The organism is Rhodospirillaceae bacterium (assembly GCA_016722635.1).
In the GTDB taxonomy this organism is placed as follows: domain Bacteria; phylum Pseudomonadota; class Alphaproteobacteria; order JAEUKQ01; family JAEUKQ01; genus JAEUKQ01.
Genome location: JADKIX010000003.1, coordinates 292,212 through 310,346 on the forward strand (window position 1 = coordinate 292,212; position 18,135 = coordinate 310,346).

General features: G+C 41.9%; 11 protein-coding genes and 1 tRNA gene. 6 read left to right on the top strand and 6 right to left on the bottom strand.

Going from position 1 to position 18,135, the window contains the following annotated elements:
• Positions 1-54: 54 nt before the first annotated feature.
• Positions 55-564 carry an Lrp/AsnC family transcriptional regulator gene (locus IPP67_01705; protein ID MBL0337916.1) on the top strand — a complete coding sequence of 170 codons (510 nt, stop codon included), beginning with the start codon at positions 55-57 and terminating at the stop codon, positions 562-564.
• A gap of 182 nt (positions 565-746) precedes the next feature.
• Here the strand turns inward: IPP67_01705 and greA are convergent, their stop codons facing one another.
• From greA to carA, 3 genes are read right to left on the bottom strand one after another with little or no spacing between them, the layout of a single operon-like run.
• Positions 747-1,220 (bottom strand): transcription elongation factor GreA, encoded by a 474-nt coding sequence (greA, locus tag IPP67_01710; protein ID MBL0337917.1) that lies wholly within the window; start codon positions 1,218-1,220, stop codon positions 747-749.
• Between the two features lie 37 nt (positions 1,221-1,257).
• Positions 1,258-4,521: a carbamoyl-phosphate synthase large subunit gene (gene carB, locus IPP67_01715; protein MBL0337918.1), complete on the bottom strand. Its 3,264-nt coding sequence runs from the start codon at positions 4,519-4,521 to the stop codon at positions 1,258-1,260.
• Positions 4,522-4,568: 47 nt separating this feature from the next.
• Complete coding sequence (carA, locus tag IPP67_01720; protein MBL0337919.1) at positions 4,569-5,771, bottom strand: glutamine-hydrolyzing carbamoyl-phosphate synthase small subunit; 1,203 nt, start codon at positions 5,769-5,771, stop codon at positions 4,569-4,571.
• Positions 5,772-6,221: 450 nt separating this feature from the next.
• Between carA and IPP67_01725 the strand changes: the two genes are divergently transcribed.
• The 5 genes from IPP67_01725 (at position 6,222) to IPP67_01745 (ending at position 11,528) form a co-directional block, all read left to right on the top strand.
• Complete coding sequence (locus IPP67_01725; protein MBL0337920.1) at positions 6,222-6,683, top strand: GatB/YqeY domain-containing protein; 462 nt, start codon at positions 6,222-6,224, stop codon at positions 6,681-6,683.
• Between the two features lie 12 nt (positions 6,684-6,695).
• Entirely contained in the window at positions 6,696-8,477 is a 1,782-nt protein-coding gene (locus tag IPP67_01730; GenBank protein ID MBL0337921.1) for a DNA primase, read from the top strand.
• A gap of 153 nt (positions 8,478-8,630) precedes the next feature.
• Positions 8,631-10,697, top strand: coding sequence for an RNA polymerase sigma factor RpoD (gene rpoD, locus IPP67_01735; GenBank protein MBL0337922.1), 2,067 nt, complete (start codon positions 8,631-8,633; stop codon positions 10,695-10,697).
• A 5-nt stretch (positions 10,698-10,702) separates the two neighbouring features.
• Positions 10,703-10,778 (top strand) — tRNA-Ile (locus IPP67_01740).
• A 78-nt stretch (positions 10,779-10,856) separates the two neighbouring features.
• Positions 10,857-11,528, top strand: a complete 672-nt coding sequence (locus IPP67_01745) for an O-methyltransferase (protein MBL0337923.1) — start codon at positions 10,857-10,859, stop codon at positions 11,526-11,528.
• Positions 11,529-11,533: 5 nt separating this feature from the next.
• On the opposite strand, the gene IPP67_01750 is transcribed toward IPP67_01745, so the two are convergent.
• The 3 genes from IPP67_01750 to IPP67_01760 form a co-directional block, all read right to left on the bottom strand.
• Positions 11,534-13,126 carry an MFS transporter gene (locus IPP67_01750; GenBank protein MBL0337924.1) on the bottom strand — a complete coding sequence of 531 codons (1,593 nt, stop codon included), beginning with the start codon at positions 13,124-13,126 and terminating at the stop codon, positions 11,534-11,536.
• Positions 13,127-13,304: 178 nt separating this feature from the next.
• Positions 13,305-15,377 (bottom strand): hypothetical protein, encoded by a 2,073-nt coding sequence (locus tag IPP67_01755; GenBank protein ID MBL0337925.1) that lies wholly within the window; start codon positions 15,375-15,377, stop codon positions 13,305-13,307.
• Positions 15,374-18,130, bottom strand: coding sequence for a DUF4159 domain-containing protein (locus IPP67_01760; GenBank protein MBL0337926.1), 2,757 nt, complete (start codon positions 18,128-18,130; stop codon positions 15,374-15,376). The genes IPP67_01755 and IPP67_01760 overlap by 4 nt, the downstream gene beginning before the upstream one ends.
• Between the last annotated feature and the right edge of the window lie 5 nt (positions 18,131-18,135).

Here is an 18,135-nt window from a genome sequence, read left to right on the forward strand (position 1 = left end):
CTTTTATAAAAGAAATCCAGACCGATTCAAAACGGTAGGCGATGGGGGAAGACGATGCAACAAGCACCTAAACACAAATTAGACGGCATCGACCTGCAAATTCTTGAAGAATTGCAAAATGATGGTAAAATGACCAATGTTGAATTATCTCAGCGGGTTGGTATATCCGCACCTCCTTGTTTGCGCCGAGTAAATCATCTGGAGGATGCAGGATACATTAAAAGTTATCATGCAGAGTTAAATGCTAACTTGTTGGGATATCATGTGACCATTTTTGCCCAAGTTAGCCTTGCTAAACATGGGGAAACCAATTTGCAAATTTTCGAACAATTGGTAAGAACTTGGCCAATGGTTCGTGAGTGCCACATGTTAGCTGGCGAAACAGACTTTTTACTTAAAATTATTGCCCCAGATTGGGAAGCTTATCAGCAGTTCTTAACAACCCAATTGACGGCTACTGTCAACGTCACGCATGTCAAATCATCCCTTGCCATTCGTAATAGCAAACACGAACCTGGGATACCTTTTGATTTATTGCGACAAGCTAAAAATAATGCCGCCTAAAAACTGAACCTGCTTTCTCAAACCACGAGTCGCTAAATTTTCTTAGGGATCGGCTATATCTTTGGTGGTTCCGCCATTGCAGGAAGCCAAATTACTCTATTTTTTTTCACTTTCTTATTTCACTTCAAGTAACAAGAGTTATTTCGCTATATAGCCTATAATGAGAAAATAGGCGGCGTTCGTTATTTGAATGCTATTTTCTCAATGCTATAGGATTTTGACCCGCCTGGTGTTGTCACTTCGACTGTTGTATCTACTTGTTTGCCAATCAACGCTCTTGCTAAAGGAGCGCTAATGGACAAGCGACCATTTTTAATATCTGCTTCATCCTGGCCAACAATTTGATACTTAATTTTTTCGTCAGTATCATCATCAATCAAGGTAACGATGGCTCCAAAAACGACTTGGTTACCAGATAATTTTGAAACATCTATAACATCTGCCCGAGCAATTTTATCCTCTAATTCCCCTACCCTGCCTTCAATAAAACTTTGCCGTTCTCGGGCTGCATGATATTCAGCATTTTCTGATAAATCACCATGCTCCCTTGCTTCAGCAATCGCCTTAATAACAGCTGGCCTTTCAATTGTTTTCAGATATCTCAGCTCCTCTGATAAGCGGGTATAACCATCAATCGTCATGGGGATTTTGGACATGTACAAACCTCTTTATCAAATAAATAAGCCGTCACTTTTATAACAAATTCATATTATAGTCACGTATTTTTTTTAAGCGCTGCTGTAAGCTGCAGACATCAATACTACTCTGTTGCAAGGCGCGGATAGCTGAAACTGCCGCTGATGCGCCGGCTATAGTCGTACAATAAGGGATGCGCAAATGCAAAGCGGTCTGTCTCGTTAGGAAGCTGTCTCTTTTGGTCTGGGGTCCTTCCGTAGTATTGAATACTAAGTGTACCTTACCATTTTTCATAGTGTCAATGATATCTGGACGACCTTCCAAAACTTTATTGACCACTTCCACCTGCAATCCCTTTTTTTCTAAGAAAGAAGCGGTTCCTCGGGTCGCAAGGATGGTAAAACCCATTGTGATTAATTGACGGCAAGCAGATAAAATTGCCAGTTTATCTTTATCGCAGACTGATACAAATACGTTTCCATGCAGCGGTAGTAACGTTCCGGCTGCTAATTGGGCTTTGGCGAATGCTTTACCAAAATCTTCATCGATCCCCATGACTTCCCCGGTGGATTTCATTTCGGGACCTAAAATAATATCTGTTCCAGGGAACCGAGAGAATGGGAAAACTGCCTCTTTAATAGCAACATAGGGAAGTTTTTGGGGTTTAAGTTCGAAGCTTGCCAAGGACTCACCAATCATCACTCGAGCGGCAATTTTAGCCAGCGGAATGCCCGTGGCTTTTGCTACAAAGGGAACCGTCCTACTTGCTCGTGGATTAACTTCTAATACATAAATTTGCGAATCTTTGATGGCAAATTGCACGTTCATCAACCCCACCACTCCTAATTCTTTGGCAAGTAGTATCGTCTGCCTTTTTAATTCATCCAACACAGGTGCGGTTAATGAATATCCGGGCAAGGAACAGGCAGCATCACCCGAATGAACACCGGCTTCTTCGATATGTTCCATGATACCGGCAATAAAGACATCTTTTTTATCGGCGATCGCGTCAACATCCACCTCAATAGCATTTTGCAAGTATGAATCCAATTGCACGGGATTATCCCCCGAAACTTGGATAGCATGGGTGATATAATGTTGTAATCCAGCCTGATCCTGAACAATTTCCATAGCCCTTCCCCCCAAAACATAAGAGGGACGCATAATAATCGGGAAACCGATTTCTTGGCCAACCCTTAGGGCTTCTTCCATAGTAGTAGCGGTCCCATTTTGTGGCTGGTGCAAACGTATTTTCGTAAGAAGCTGGCCAAAACGTTTGCGATCTTCCGCTAAATCAATCATATCAAAAGAGGTTCCTAAAATTGGAATACCTGCTTTATCAAGAAACTCCGCTAAACGCAGTGGGGTTTGCCCACCGAACTGCACAATCACGCCCAGAAGCTGTCCTTGTTGTTTTTCTAGGTAAATAATTTCAAAAACATCTTCTGGTGTCAGCGGTTCAAAATACAAACGATCCGATGTATCATAATCGGTTGAAACAGTTTCCGGGTTACAATTAACCATGATTGTTTCAATGCCAGCCTCCCTTAAAGCATAAGCCGCATGCACACAACAGTAATCAAATTCAATCCCCTGCCCGATCCGGTTAGGGCCGCTTCCTAAAATAATCACTTTTTTACGGGACGAAGGTTTTGCTTCGCATACCCGAAGCCCCTGACGAATTCCATGATAAGTGGAATACATGTAAGAGGTGTTGGATGAAAATTCTGCGGCACAGGTATCAATCCGTTTATAAACCGGATTGATTTTTAAGTTTCGCCTCATGTCTGTAATATCTTTTTCAGTAACTTTCGTCAGTTTTGCAAGCCTTTTATCTGAAAACCCATTTTCTTTTATCCGGTTAAATGCCGCTGCTTCCCTAGGCAGCCCTTCCTGAATGATTTTATTTTCTTCTGCAACAATTTCAGCAATTTGTGAAATAAACCAACGATCATATTTGCAGATGCTGCGAATTTCCTCAACCGACATACCCATCCGTAATGCTTGGGCAATAATAAGAAGCCGATCCGGTGTAGGCCGCGATAAGGCTTTTTGTAAACTAAGTTTATCATCGCCACCAGGAATGGCTATTTCATCAAAGCCGGACAATCCCGTTTCTAAAGAACGCAAAGCTTTTTGGATGGATTCTTTAAAAGATCGTCCTATCGCCATCACTTCACCCACAGATTTCATTGATGTGCCCAGAATAGGCTCCGTTCCAGGAAATTTTTCAAAAGCAAATCTGGGTACCTTCGTTACAATATAATCAATGGTTGGCTCAAAAGAGGCAGGGGTAGTTTGGGTGATATCATTTTTTAGTTCGTGCAGGGTATAACCAACAGCCAGCTTAGCAGCAATTTTTGCAATCGGGAATCCGGTGGCCTTGGAGGCAAGGGCTGATGACCGCGAAACACGTGGGTTCATTTCAATCACCAACATGCGGCCATTATCGGGGTTGATTGCAAACTGAACATTTGAACCACCCGTGTCTACCCCGATTGCCCGAAGAATGGCAATCGATGCATTGCGCATGCGTTGATATTCTTTATCAGTTAAAGTCAAAGCGGGGGCGATGGTGATACTATCACCCGTATGCACCCCCATCGGATCAATATTTTCAATGGAACAGACAATGATACAATTATCTGCCCTATCGCGCACCACCTCCATTTCGAATTCTTTCCAGCCAACAATTGACTCTTCCACCAACACTTGTTGAACGGGGGAAGCGGCAAGACCACCCCGGACAATTTGTTCGTATTCTTCTCGGTTATATGCAATTCCTCCCCCCGTACCACCCAAAGTAAAAGAAGGACGGATGACGGCTGGCAATCCTATTTTTTGAACGGCCATTTGTGCATCTTCCATATTCCGAACAATTTCGCTGCGGGGGGTTTCAAGGCCTATATTTTGAACTGCCTGCCTGAATAATAAACGATCTTCAGCCATATCAATCGCTTCGGCTTTAGCCCCGATCATTTCTACTTTAAATTTATCTAAAACGCCGGTTTGATGCAGTTTCATCGCAAGGTTTAAAGCAGTCTGCCCCCCCATCGTGGGTAATAAAGCTTGCGGACGCTCCTGTTCGATAATTTTTGTGATGATTTCTACAGTCAATGGCTCAATATAAGTTGCATCCGCCAGTTCTGGATCCGTCATAATCGTTGCGGGATTTGAGTTGACCAAAATAACTCGGTACCCTTCTTGTTTCAAAGCTTTACAAGCTTGCACCCCGGAATAATCAAATTCGCAAGCCTGCCCGATAATAATAGGGCCAGCGCCAATGATCATGATTGATTTGATATCTGTTCTTTTGGGCATATATGAAACCCTCCCGTTAATAGCTTTATAAATTTCCGTATCACATATCAACGTTGATTAAATTGACGATACTGATGGATCAATTCAATAAATTGAGTGAATAAATAGCGGCTGTCATGGGGACCTGGTGAAGATTCCGGGTGATATTGAACAGAAAAAACCGGTCTATTCTCAAATTGCATCCCTTCAACAGATTGATCAAATAAGGAACGGTGGGTGACTGTGACATAGGAAGGAAGGGTTTCGGCCATCACTGCAAAACCGTGGTTTTGGCTGGTAATTTCCACTTTGCCATTCAATAGATTTTGTACAGGATGGTTTGCACCCCGATGGCCTGAAGACATTTTCTGAGTTTTACCGTTCACCGCGATTGCCAACAATTGGTGCCCTAGACATATGCCAAAGATGGGTACGCCGCTATCAATTAATTTTTGAAGGATCGGCACAGCATATTGACCTGTCACAACCGGATTGCCAGGGCCATTTGATAAAAATATTCCATCCGGCTTAAGCTTAAGGATATTTTCCGCAGAAGTTTGGCAAGGAACAACCGTTACGCGACAGCCATAATCAACCAAACAACGTAAGATATTGCGTTTAATCCCATAATCAATCGCCACAATATGATAAGGTTGAAATCGTACCTGGTTAGCATTTTCATCCCAATTGCCGCTACCTTGCATCCATTCATATGGTTGGGAACAGGTTACATGCAAAGCCAAATCAGCAGCATCGATGTCTGGCCAATTTTTAAGTTTGGCTAACAACTGGTTGACTTGTATTTGTTCTGGCAAGATATTCCCGATTAAAGCTTTAACTGCTTTTCCCTGGCGGATATAATGGGTCAAATATCGGCTATCAACATCGGCAACTGCCACCAGATTTTCCTCAATGAACCATTCATTTAAGCTTTTTTGGGCACGCCAATTGGAAAAATGCCCGGATTGGGCCGCAAAAATACAGCCGCTGGCGAAAGACTTCCTTGATTCAGCATCCTCCGAATTTGTGCCTACAATGCCAATGTGGGGAAAGGTAAAATTAATAATCTGCCGGGCATAGGAAGGATCGGTAAGTATCTCCTGATAACCGGTGATAGAGGTATTGAAACATAATTCACCAATTTCTATTTTCCTGGCTCCCATCCCTGTACCCAAAATGGTCGTTCCATCTTCTAAAACAATAATGCCAACAGAATGATCTTCATTCTTGGAAACAATCGATTCAGGAGAATTTAAAGTGAACGGTTGCATGTCAGCCCTCACCAGTCATAGGTTTGAAGATTTTGAAACGGCATTTTGCTATCTGCCGCATACAGATCTTTACAATTTTTTTTAGGCAGCGATTAAGACATTGGTGATATCTTGGCTTTGACGTCAAGTGAACTTTTTTGTAAAAAACAGTGATTGGCTAATTTATTTGACTTACCTGATAAAGTTAATTACCCTTAAATGCCTGTATTATTTAAAGTTAATGGTCTGATAAAAACCAAGTGTTTCTTTGGTTTTTATTTGCGGTGGAGCCGCCCCATTTTAAAACAGCACCATAAAAAATGAGCTTTGCAAAATTGCGGTGTTTTAAACGGCAAGCCAATCTTTTAAAAATACTAAACGGCCCTTTGATGACATCTCATATAAACCAGGGTAATGGTTCTAATTGATATTATTTTAATCCTATTAACATAAAAAGCGGATGAAAAGCTGATGATTCTACCCTTACGCGAACGGTTTTCCGAAGAATTAAAAAGCTCGATAAAACAGAAAGAACCAAAAAAAACTTTAATCATTCGTCTCATTATTGCGGTACTTAAAGAACATGACATCGATGCCAGCAGCAAAGGCAATATGCAAGGGATCGCCGATTCAGAAATTACCGCTATGTTACAGAAAATGATTAAGCAAAGACGCGATAGTATTGCGCTTTACCAACAAGGCAATAGGCAAGATCTAGCAGACCAAGAACAGGAAGAAATAAATATTATTTCAACTTATTTGCCAAAGCAATTAAGTGATCAGGAACTACAACAAGTTTTACAGCAGTTGGTTAAAACCCTGAATGTTACCAACGCCAAAGATTTTGGTAAAGTTATGGCATCCCTCAAAACTCAATACATTGGTCGGGTGGATATGGGTAAAGCGGGCGCTTTGTTAAAACAACTTTTTTAAATTGTTTGTTGAATGGCTGATTTTAGCGATTTTATTGAACAAATCAAACAAGTTCCTATTGTTCCCTTTATTGAGCGCTGGGTTAAATTAAAACGCCAGGGACAGAATTTTATTGGCTTATGTCCCTTTCATCAAGAAAAAAGTCCATCTTTTAGTGTCAATGGAAACAAAGGGTTTTTTTATTGTTTTGGTTGTGGCACAAGCGGCAGCATTATCGACTTTGTCATGCGCCAAGATAATATTGACTTTAACCAAGCCACCCAAAAAATTGCTGATTTGTACGGCATAGCCCTGCCCGATAGGCAAGATTCACCTCTTATAGCTCCCCAGAAAAGAATTTATGCGGCCTTAGAAGCAGCCACCCAATTTTTTATCAAGCAATTGCAGGAAAAAAGCGGAAAAAAAGCCTTGGAATATTTGCTAAGACGAGGGTTGCTAAAAGCAAGTATTGATCATTTTCGCTTAGGTTGGGCTGATGATCAACGGCAAGCCCTTCAACAACATTTATTACTGCAAGGCTTTGATGAGCCAGTTCTCTTAGAAGCAGGCCTTATTTTAAAATCGGAAAACAGCGCCGCCAGCTACGACCGGTTTCGGGGACGCGTTATGTATCCGATCGTTGATCGGCAACAACGGGTTGTGGGTTTCGGCGGCAGGATACTTGATAATCCCGAAAACATGCCTACATCCTCTTTCACGGCACCCAAATATTTAAACTCCCCAGAGACTTCTGTTTTTCATAAGGGACAGATTTTATATGGAGAAATTTTTATTGCAAAAGCTGCCCGCGAGAAAAGACAGGTGATTGTCGTCGAAGGCTACATGGATGTGATTGCCTTACATCAAGCAGGTTTTCAAGAAACAGTGGCGCCCTTAGGTACCGCTATTAACGAACAACAAATTGAAAAATTATGGCAATATGTGGATGAGCCTATCATTTGTTTTGATGGTGACCAAGCCGGATTAAGGGCAGCTTCCAGGCTTATTGAGCGTGTTTTGCCTATTTTGAAACCATCGAAATCAATTTTAATGGCATCAATGCCCTCAAATTACGATCCTGACACGTTGATTCAAACTCACGGTAATGCAGCCTTTCAACAGGTTTTAAATCAAGCCAGACCCTTGGATCAGTTTATTTGGGATGTGGAAATGGCCGCGGAAAAAATTGATACACCGGAACGCTGGTCGGGCTTCAAAAAAAGATTACTCGATCGTATTTCTACAATTAGCTATAAGGATATTGGCGAAGACTACAGGCGTCGCTATCAGATGAAAATTGCTGATTATCAACAGAAATTTTCCCCTAAAGCTTTTTTAAAAAAAGGAAAATATAAACAATCCGCTGGATCAGCTGAAACTCAGTTGCGTGATGGAGAAGCGCCAAGAAAAAACCCTCTTTCTATTGAGCATGCTGACTATAATAAAATACTACGCGTTATTGCCCTTCTGGTGGAAAAACCAAGTCTGGTGAATAGCTATGCGGAACAATTAAGCTATATCCAAGGTTTATTATTATTATCTTCTTTAGCAATACGCATTAGAACATTTTTCTCTGATGCAGTGGATTATTTGATAAATCACGATATTTCCGATCAACACAAAATAAGTGATTTCCTTCATTTAAAAGGATATCAGGATATTTTAGATGATATGATGAGACGTAAACAGCTTTTGTTACCACTTCCTAAGGAAATACCTGATAGTTTTTTTGATAATCAGTTCCATGAGGCCTTACAAAAGCTTGAAGAAAGTTTGGTTAAATTTGCTTTAAATTTAAAATCTGCTAAAAAGTAACGTTTATGCAATAAAAATCTTGAAATTTGCATAATTTTCAAGATATTAGCATCATTCGTTATAGTCTTATTGAAGAATTGCTTAACCCAAACGAACATTTCGCAGCTTATAATCATATAACCTGTGCAGGTTTATAACTGAAAGAGGCAAAATATGGCGATTAAATCCTCGAAAATATCTGAATCCGAGGACATCCAGCAAGAGGAACCAGTTGATACTATTGTTTCCGGTGATTTGCCGCCCGTAATTAAAAAAATGATCGGTCGTGCCAAAGAACGTGGCTATGTGACCTATGACGAACTGAATAAAGCGTTGCCTGCGGAAAAAGTTTCTTCTGAACAAATTGAAGATACGATGTCCCTGATTAACGAAATGGGAATCAACATCGTTGATGAAGAAATTATCGACGAAGAAGCAAGGCCCGAAAGCGCAGAAACGCCTGAAGAAGAACCGACGGAAGCTGTCGAAGAAGCGGGCGTTGGCGGCCGGATTGATGATCCGGTACGATTATATCTGCGAGAGATGGGCGGCGTCGAGCTCTTATCGCGAGAAGGCGAAATTGCCATCGCAAAAAGGATCGAAGCTGGCCGAGACATGATGATTTACGGTATTTGTGAAAATCCCTTAACATTTGAAGCAATTGCCGCATGGCATGATGGCCTGATGAGTGGGGAATTGCTTTTGCGGGATATTATTGATCTTGATGCAAGTTACGATACCAACTTGCCCGAAGATGAAAAAAACTTGTTTTTGCCAGAGACCACTTTTGTTGTTCCCTCTTCGCCAAATCCTAAAGATACCCAAGCAGTTTCTGAAGAAACATCAGAACAAAAAAGAAAAAAATCGGTCGCAAAAAATGGGAAAGAGGAAACGGACAATTCATCAGAAGAAGAAAGTGAACTGCCCACCGTATCCGGAGTTGAAGAGGAGCTAGATGAAGACAATCCAGAAAATGTTTCTTTAGCTGCTATGGAACAAAAATTGTTGCCAGGGATTTTAGAAACTTTTGAAAAAATCAGCAAATTATCTAAGAAGCAAAATCAATTACAAGCTGCCCGCCTTTCCCAAGCCTTAACAGGTGAAGTCAATTCCAAGCAATCAGACCAGCGCCATGAGAAACTCAAAAAAGAATTAGCTGGTTTGATGTCACCGATACACTTAAATAATTCGTGTTTAGAGCAGTTAATTCAACAATTATATGATCTGAATAAACGCCTGGTAATGGCCGAGGGTAAATTATTACGCGTTGCCCAAAAAGCCGCACTTAAACGTGAAGATTTTATTAAACATTATTATGGCCAAGAATTAAATCCAAATTGGTTTGATTATTTATCTAAATTAACTTCCAAGAATTGGAAGATCCTTATTAGTAAGCATAAGGCTGAAGTTCAGGTTATCCGAGATGAAATTGTAACGATTGCCAAAACGTGTAAATTACCGATCAATGATTTCAGGCGTATCGCGAATACCGTCCAAAAGGGTGAAAAAGAAGCAACCCGTGCCAAAAAAGAAATGATAGAAGCCAATTTACGCTTGGTTATTTCTATTGCAAAAAAATATACCAACCGCGGCCTGCAATTCCTTGATCTTATTCAAGAAGGTAATATTGGCTTGATGAAAGCCGTTGACAAATTCGAGTATCGCCGTGGTTATAAATTTTCAACCTATGCCACTTGGTGGATCCGGCAAGCGATTACCCGCTCCATTGCGGATCAAGCCAGAACCATCCGTATCCCTGTTCATATGATCGAAACCATTAATAAATTGGTACGCACATCCCGCCAAATGCTTCACGAAATGGGTCGTGAACCAACCCCGGAAGAACTGGCGGAAAAACTATTGATGCCATTGGAAAAGGTCCGCAAAGTTTTAAAAATTGCCAAGGAACCTATCAGTTTGGAAACACCGATTGGAGATGAAGAAGATAGCCATTTAGGCGATTTCATCGAAGATAAAAATGCCATTGTCCCTCTTGATGCAGCCATCCAAGCTAATCTCAGAGAAACAACAACACGCGTATTGGCAAGTTTAACGCCTCGTGAAGAACGGGTCTTGCGCATGCGTTTTGGAATTGGTATGAATACAGACCACACTTTGGAAGAAGTAGGTCAGCAGTTTTCTGTTACCCGGGAACGCATTCGGCAAATTGAAGCGAAAGCTTTAAGAAAACTGAAGCATCCCAGCCGAAGCCGAAAATTGCGTAGCTTTCTGGATAATTGATCCATGGGCCTGTAGTTTAGTTGGTAGAACCCGCCGCTCATAACGGTGTAGTCGCAGGTTCGAGTCCTGCCGGGCCCACCATTTTTTGTTTTTTTTTAAAGCGAATTTGATTTTTATTATAAACAATAATTCTTGTCGTTTTTTTTAAAGTTTTTAACCATGCGAAATTCTTGGGCTGATGTTGATCGCTTTATTACAGATAATTTGCTAGGGCCTGACCCGATTCTGGACAACGTTCTAAAAAATAGCCTGAAGAACGGATTGCCTTCTATCCATGTGGCGCCTAACCAAGGAAAATTTTTGCACATATTGGCCTTAAGCTGTCAGGCAAAAAATATTTTAGAAATTGGCACCCTAGGTGCCTACAGCTCAATCTGGTTGGCCAGGGCTTTGCCTACTAATGGTTCTTTAATAACCTTAGAAGCGAATCCCCATCATGCCCAAATAGCTGCTGAAAATGTTAAATCCGCCGGTCTATCCCATCTGATCCATATCAAGATTGGCCGGGCATTAGACATTTTACCAACGCTTGCGGGCCAAGGGCATCCTTCTTTTGATTTTATTTTTATTGATGCTGATAAACCAAACAACGCCCAATATTTCCAGTGGGCCCTTCGCTTGTCACATCCCGGCAGCATTATCGTTATTGATAATGTTATTCGTGATGGCCAAATTATTGACCCCAACAGTCAAGATCCCAGTGTCCAAGGAACGCGGGATTTATATCAGATACTGGGTCGCGAAAAAAAGGTCACTGCCACCGCTGTGCAAACAGTTGGCAGTAAAGGGTATGATGGCTTTGTTATCATGCACGTAAAACGGCAAAACTGATATTCTTAGCTTGGTGGCAATAATTTTTTATCATCCACCATCCGTTGGGCAATGGTGCGGCTCGACAGCAGAAAAAGAGATAGCAGAAAAACAATTGCAGCCACAATGGTTGGATACCAGAGACCGGCATGGATATTCCCCGTACGGGAGATTAAAGCGGTTGCCACAAAGGGCATAAACCCGCCAAACCAACCGCTGCCGATATGATAGGTAACGGAAAGGGATGTATAGCGGATACGTGCCGGAAAAATATCCACCAAGAAAGCCCCAATAGGCGCGTAAACCAAAGCAACACAAATCATTAAAAATGATAAAATGCCCATTACCCCTAAATAATTAATTTGGTGGTAATCAATAGCGGCTGGGTAGCCTGCTTGCTTTAAAAGATTATTCCATTGATCCGCCTCAAAAGAATAAATCTCTTGGGAGCTGCCGATACGTAAAGTTAGAATTCTAGCGTTATCCGATATTACACTGCTTTTTTCATAAGAAATGCCGCGAGCGTTCAGAAACTTTACAGCTTCCTGACACTCCGTTGCACAAGAAGGATTGGTATGTAACACAATTGGGAAAGACTGTTCTGCCTTGACTAAATCAGGATTAATATACTGGCTAAGTTTTTCAAAAGCGGGCAGAAGAGTGACGGCAGGGATACAAAAACCCGCCAGTAAAATAATTTTCCTGCCAAATTTATCTGAAAGCCAACCGAATAACGGAAAGAAAGGGATGGCAACAATTTGGGCGCCACCAACTAGCAGGTAACTAGTGACCATATCTAATTTAATGCTGTTTTGTAGAAAAATTAAGGCATAAAATTGGGCTGCATAACAAATAGCACCCTGACCTGCCGTTACCACTAATGCCAAAAGTAAATAATATCTGTTGGCAGAGTTTAGAAAACTTTCTTTTAAAGGCCTTGTTGATAATTGCCCTTCCTGCTGCATTTTTTTAAAAATGGGAGATTCTTTTAGTTTTAAACGGATATAAATAGAAATACCCAACAAAATAAGAGAAAACAAAAAAGGGATCCGCCAACCCCAAGACTTAAAATCATCCGCTGTTATCAATTGTCGGCAGGTTAAAATAACCACCAAAGAAATTAAAAATCCAAGGGTCGCGGTCGTTTGGATCCAACTGGTATAAAATCCTCGGCGATAGGGCGAAACATGTTCCGCTACATAGATGGCAGCCCCCCCATATTCTCCACCCAATGCTAGTCCTTGCAATAATCTTAATAGCACCAAAATGATTGGGGCAAAGATCCCAATATCTTCATAGGTTGGTATAACCCCAATCAACGCGGTTGATAAACCCATCGTGATGATGGTCGCTAGGAAAGCAACTTTCCGCCCAATCTTATCCCCAATATAACCAAAAGCTGCCCCGCCAAGCGGCCGGACGACAAAACCTGCCCCAAAAACCGCCAAAGTCGTTAGAAGAGATGCCAGAGGATCGTCGGATGGAAAAAACAATCGCCCCAAAAAAATTGCTAAGCTGCCATATAAAAAGAAATCATACCATTCAAAAACCGCCCCTAAGGAAGCAGCAATCATTGCCCGTCGAGGTATACTAGGTGAAAGAGAGAGCGTTTTTTCCATTTTATCTCGATTTAGATTAGAATTTAAAAAATTCAAAGGAGCCTATTTTATCCACCATAAACAGGAATAACAATTTTGCAAATATTTCAGAAAGGCAGAGGAAGTATGTCCTGGGATTCAATCATTTTGAATGAGACAGTTATGCAATAGGCAGGGTCCTACCAAGCCTTTTTTATGATTATCTACCTTCCCGGTACCAAGCCATAAAGCTTGCGCTAATACCCAGCAAAATTAATAAATATGGCGATAAGATATTGGCCTGATCGACACCCACCACTTGATAATTATCGCGCGCCCTAAAACCAAACCAATTCTTGCCGCCGCTATCCCTATTTTTTTGGACAATTTGCCAATTAAAATCCGGATATTCACTTAAACGGATAATTACCCCCGTGGTTTGATCGATAACCGGCTTTAACAACTGAGCTGTTGAAATAATGTCACTAAATTCTTGTGACTCGGACAACCCATTTGCCACCAATACAGAAAACTTCTGATCGGTTATCCGGTATAATCCCGGTAATGAAGCAGGAAGACGTAGAAAGGCTTTGCCATCAGCGCCAGGAGTTATAAGGTGAGCTGTTTTATTTTCATCCGGCCCCGTTATTTCAATGTTCAAGGGATCATTTTTTAGGGAACGCCGGACAATTTCTAAATTTCCATCAACAATTTTACCTGTCAGGGATTCTTCCTCCAACTCTGGTTCTTTCATTAACCAATGGGCCAGGCGGCGCAACAATTCCGCTTGCGGCCCCCCACCCTCAAAACCACGGGACCAAAGCCAAATATGATCGCTCATTAACTGGGCCACCCGCCCTTTCCCTACCCTTCTAACAACCAATAATGGTTTATTTTGTTCCCCCGACATTAGCACATCACCTGAAGGGACATTTACATCCACTTGCCGGAACCAACGGCCCCAGGTTGTTTTCTGTCCATTCGTTTCACCCAAACCCGCGGTAATAGGATGGCGGCGCCCAAGTTCCGTAATGGTTGGCATGAAACCTTTTTCAAACAATTTGCCTGTTGGTACCCCTGGTAATATTTTACCAAGCGGTGAGGTTGATAAACCCATTTGCGTGGCATATTGGGCCCCCGATGTCTCAAACAGCGCCCCGCCTTCTTGCACATATTTTACAATGTTATCGAAATAACTGCGCGGCAATAATCCCTGGCGATAATACCGATCAAAAATAATAAGATCAAAACCCTTTAAACTTTTATCGAACAATTCCTGGGTAGGGAAAGGAATAAGCGACAATTCGTTGGAGGGGGTATTATCTTGAACCTCTGGAGGGCGTAAAATGGTGAAATGGATTAAATCCACTGCCGGGTCAGATTTTAATAAATTCCGCCATACCCGTTCTCCTGGATATGGTTCGCCCGATACTAATAATACTCTTAATCTATCGCGAATACCATTGATTGTTAAAGCAGTTTTGTTGTTAATTGTTGTTAATTCCTGGTCAATCGGGTCAACAGATAATTCGATGACATTCTGGCCAATGTGATCAATCTTGACTGTGACTGGTTGATCGATACCGCTTTGGATAACGATATCATTGGCAGCTAAATTGTTTTGACGCAAATGCAGTTTAATAGGGCCTTGTGCGTTGCTGGGAAAATCATCTACCCGAACAATCAAGGTAACTTGCTGATCTACAATACTGAAAGCGGGAGCATCAATAATTTTTAAACGCCGGTCTTTTTCCCCTGGTTTACCACTTAATAACAGATGAAGCGGCACCGGTAGATTTAATTCTTGTAATTTTTTGATGTCATGAACCTGGCCATCACTGATGACAACAACACCAGCTAATTTAGACACCGGTATATCCTGTAATAATTGCTGTAAAGCGCCGCCAATTAAAGTACTAGAAAGATACTGGTTCCCCAATTCCCGCAGGTGAACCACTTTCAGTTCTATCAAGCCTTGGTTTTGCTCTAAAATCCTTTTAACGGCCTGTTCTGTTTGAATGGTACGATCTGCCAGTCCTTGACTGCCAGAATCATCCACCAAAACAATCGCCGTGCTTGCTTGGGACAGTCTTTTTTCTTCAATAGATTGCGGATTAGCCAGGGCCAGCAAGAAAAATAAGGCCGCCAACCCACGCCACCAAGCACCTTTTTGCCGTTTATATAAAGCAAAACCAAGAAAAACCAGCCAGAATCCCATAAGGATATATAGAAACAAATCAGGAATAAGCGGCCAAAATGCTACGCGAAAAGATTCTTGAACAGCTGGCGTCATTTTTCACCTAATCTTTCCAAAATCGCTGGAACATGGATTTGATCGGATTTATATTGTCCGGTGAGAGTATATAAGATCAGATTTATACCAAATCGGAAAGACATTTCCCGTTGTTTATCGCCACCCGGAACCACCCGGAACATGGGCCTGCCATTTTCATCATAAGCCCATGCCGCTGCCCAATCAGCCCCCCCGATAATAACCGAGGAAACACCATCATTTGCTATATTTTCATCACGCTCAACCCAAATAGATTGGCTGCGCCATCTTCCAGGAAATTCGCTTAGTAAATAGAAGCTTTTGCCTAAAACATGATCTTTCGGAATAATTTTTAAGGGTGGGATATCTAAACCTGTTGCAATTTGCTGCAACCGCTGTTGGGCTGGCGTTTCCCCGATAGATGCAACCCCTTGGTCCCGCGTGTCAAAAACAATCATCCCGCCGGTACGTAAATATTGGTTTAAACGGCGACGGGCATTTTCACTGGGAAGAGGATGTTCAGCCACAACCGGCCAGTATATAAAAGGGTAAAAAGACAATTCGTCTTTTTCAGGATCAACAGCCACAGGGTCTCCCAAAACAACCGACGTTCTGCTATTAACAATTGCCGACAAGGTTGCTAATCCGCGCTGACTGGCACGGTCGATTTCAGTTATACCGCTTTTGATGTAAGCGAGACGCGTGATTTTGGTTAAATCAATAATTGTTTTATCGTTTAAACCCGTCATACGTGGAACAGTTTGCGTATATCCTAGGGTGGAAATCAGTCCAAATCCAGCCATTATAAAGGCGAATAATGCCAATTGTGCTGGCATCCTTCGATTTATTCCCGGTCTTAGCACTGCTAAAGAAACCAATAAATCCAGTAAGAACAACAAACAAACAAGGGTAAGTAAATAGGGTTTAAAATCTATGCTTTCTTGCTGGGTCGATATTTCTTCCGCAGACATTCCTTCAATTGTTGGAAAAATTCTATATTGATGCACGGCAGAACCCAAGTTTAACGCCCGTTGAACATTTTGCCGTCCGTAAAAACCTGGCGGATGCTGCCAGTCAATTTTTGCCTCATTAAAAACTTCTGGACTAGCCGATAACACCTGAGCAGACGGCAGGGTTAAATTACCCCACCCATCTAAAACCTGGCGGGGGGGCAAGGTTTCCATGGTAATTACCACGCCACCCGTGCCGGTTGAAACATCCAGAATCTTTTGTAACATTTGGACAAAAAGCCCTGATAAAGCAAAATTTGACCAATCGGGATTAGCGGTTGTGTGGATCAAAACAATCCGTCCCTTGCCCATGATTTCCTGGGTAATTAAGGGGGTTCCATCTTCTAATCTTGCCCAAGTTTTAGAGGTTAGCTGCGTATCCGGCTCTGCCAATACTTGGCGTAGAACCACGATATCTTCAGGAACGACCAAGCCTTGGAAAGGGCTATTGCTTGGAAAAGGTGCTAATCTTGCTGGCGATGACCATGATAATGCTCCCCCTAAACTACGATCCCGTGCCCTTAATCTAACTGGCAAAAGACTATCGGCGTTTTGTGCCAATCTAGGGCCCGCAAAACGCAGTAAAGTACCGCCATTTTTAATCCATTCCGACATGTTTTGTTCGTCGGAGGAGTTAAGCTTCCCCACATCTACCAAAATCAGCAATGATAAAGGCCGTTCTAGAAGTTTACTGATTTCTTCAGCAACCCTTACCTCACTATATGGGCTTAAAGCTTTTTGGACAAAATATATATCGGATAACAAAGGTTGGCTTGCTGAAAGCGCCCCGGTCGATAAAATGCCGACCGGTTTAATTTTTGATTGGTCATCAATTAATAAAATTGCCCCCGCCTGGGATTGTCCTACCAAGACAATTCGGTGCAAACGGTTTCTAAGCTCACTCGGTAAAGCCACTTTGATCAGTGCTTGATTATTATCAGCAAATGGCCCCGTTTCGCTAAAAAGCACAGAACCTTGGTTATCATAACCAACGATTTTGACATTGGCATTCGCTTCAGCAGAAGGACGGATAACTAATACATTCATACTATCCGCAGAAAATTCTGCTTTTTGGATTAGTAGTGGTAAATTTTCCCCGTTTGGTATGAAGAAATGCACCTCTCCCAGTTTGATCAAATAATCAGCAAATGCCTGATCAACACTATCTTGTTGATGAACATTTAAAAGGCCATTGCTATACCAAAAAATATTAGGTGTTCCTTCATAGGTAAGCTGTTCTAGAGTGGTTTTAACTTTTTGCCGGTCAACGAACCAAGATTGGGGCTGCAATGTATTTAAAAAAGTTCTGGCTTGAACGGCCGAAAAAAAAGACGGGCTAAACCCTTGGTCAATCGACGCGGTAGGGATTAATAATACTTCTTTCTGCTCCTGTTCCGCCTTTACTAAAAGATCATAAATTTTCTGGCGATAGTCATTCCAGGAAGTCGCTATCGACCAATCATTATCCACAATAACAATCACTGGGCCAGTTTGTTTAAATAGTTGCCGATTTTTCCAAATCGGCTGGGACAGGCCAATAATAAAAAACCCTGCTATCAGCAATCTAAGTAGTAATAACCACCAAGGAGTTTGGGCTGAAGTTTTTTCCTGTTTATCCAAACCCAAGAGAAAAATAAGGGCAGGAAACCGAAGGTAACGAGGCCTAGGTGGCAGAAAACGCATAAGCCACCACAAAACAGGCAACGAAATCAGCCCGCCCAACACCCAGGGGTATAAAAAACTAATATTTTCCAGGCCAAACATGTGTT

Coding starts and splice junctions, on each gene's coding strand:
- IPP67_01705 (MBL0337916.1), top strand. CDS start 55: ATGCAACAAGCACCTAAACACAAATTAGACGGCATCGACCTGCAAATT.
- greA (MBL0337917.1), bottom strand. CDS start 1,220: ATGTCCAAAATCCCCATGACGATTGATGGTTATACCCGCTTATCAGAG.
- carB (MBL0337918.1), bottom strand. CDS start 4,521: ATGCCCAAAAGAACAGATATCAAATCAATCATGATCATTGGCGCTGGC.
- carA (MBL0337919.1), bottom strand. CDS start 5,771: ATGCAACCGTTCACTTTAAATTCTCCTGAATCGATTGTTTCCAAGAAT.
- IPP67_01725 (MBL0337920.1), top strand. CDS start 6,222: ATGATTCTACCCTTACGCGAACGGTTTTCCGAAGAATTAAAAAGCTCG.
- IPP67_01730 (MBL0337921.1), top strand. CDS start 6,696: ATGGCTGATTTTAGCGATTTTATTGAACAAATCAAACAAGTTCCTATT.
- rpoD (MBL0337922.1), top strand. CDS start 8,631: ATGGCGATTAAATCCTCGAAAATATCTGAATCCGAGGACATCCAGCAA.
- IPP67_01745 (MBL0337923.1), top strand. CDS start 10,857: ATGCGAAATTCTTGGGCTGATGTTGATCGCTTTATTACAGATAATTTG.
- IPP67_01750 (MBL0337924.1), bottom strand. CDS start 13,126: ATGGAAAAAACGCTCTCTCTTTCACCTAGTATACCTCGACGGGCAATG.
- IPP67_01755 (MBL0337925.1), bottom strand. CDS start 15,377: ATGACGCCAGCTGTTCAAGAATCTTTTCGCGTAGCATTTTGGCCGCTT.
- IPP67_01760 (MBL0337926.1), bottom strand. CDS start 18,130: ATGTTTGGCCTGGAAAATATTAGTTTTTTATACCCCTGGGTGTTGGGC.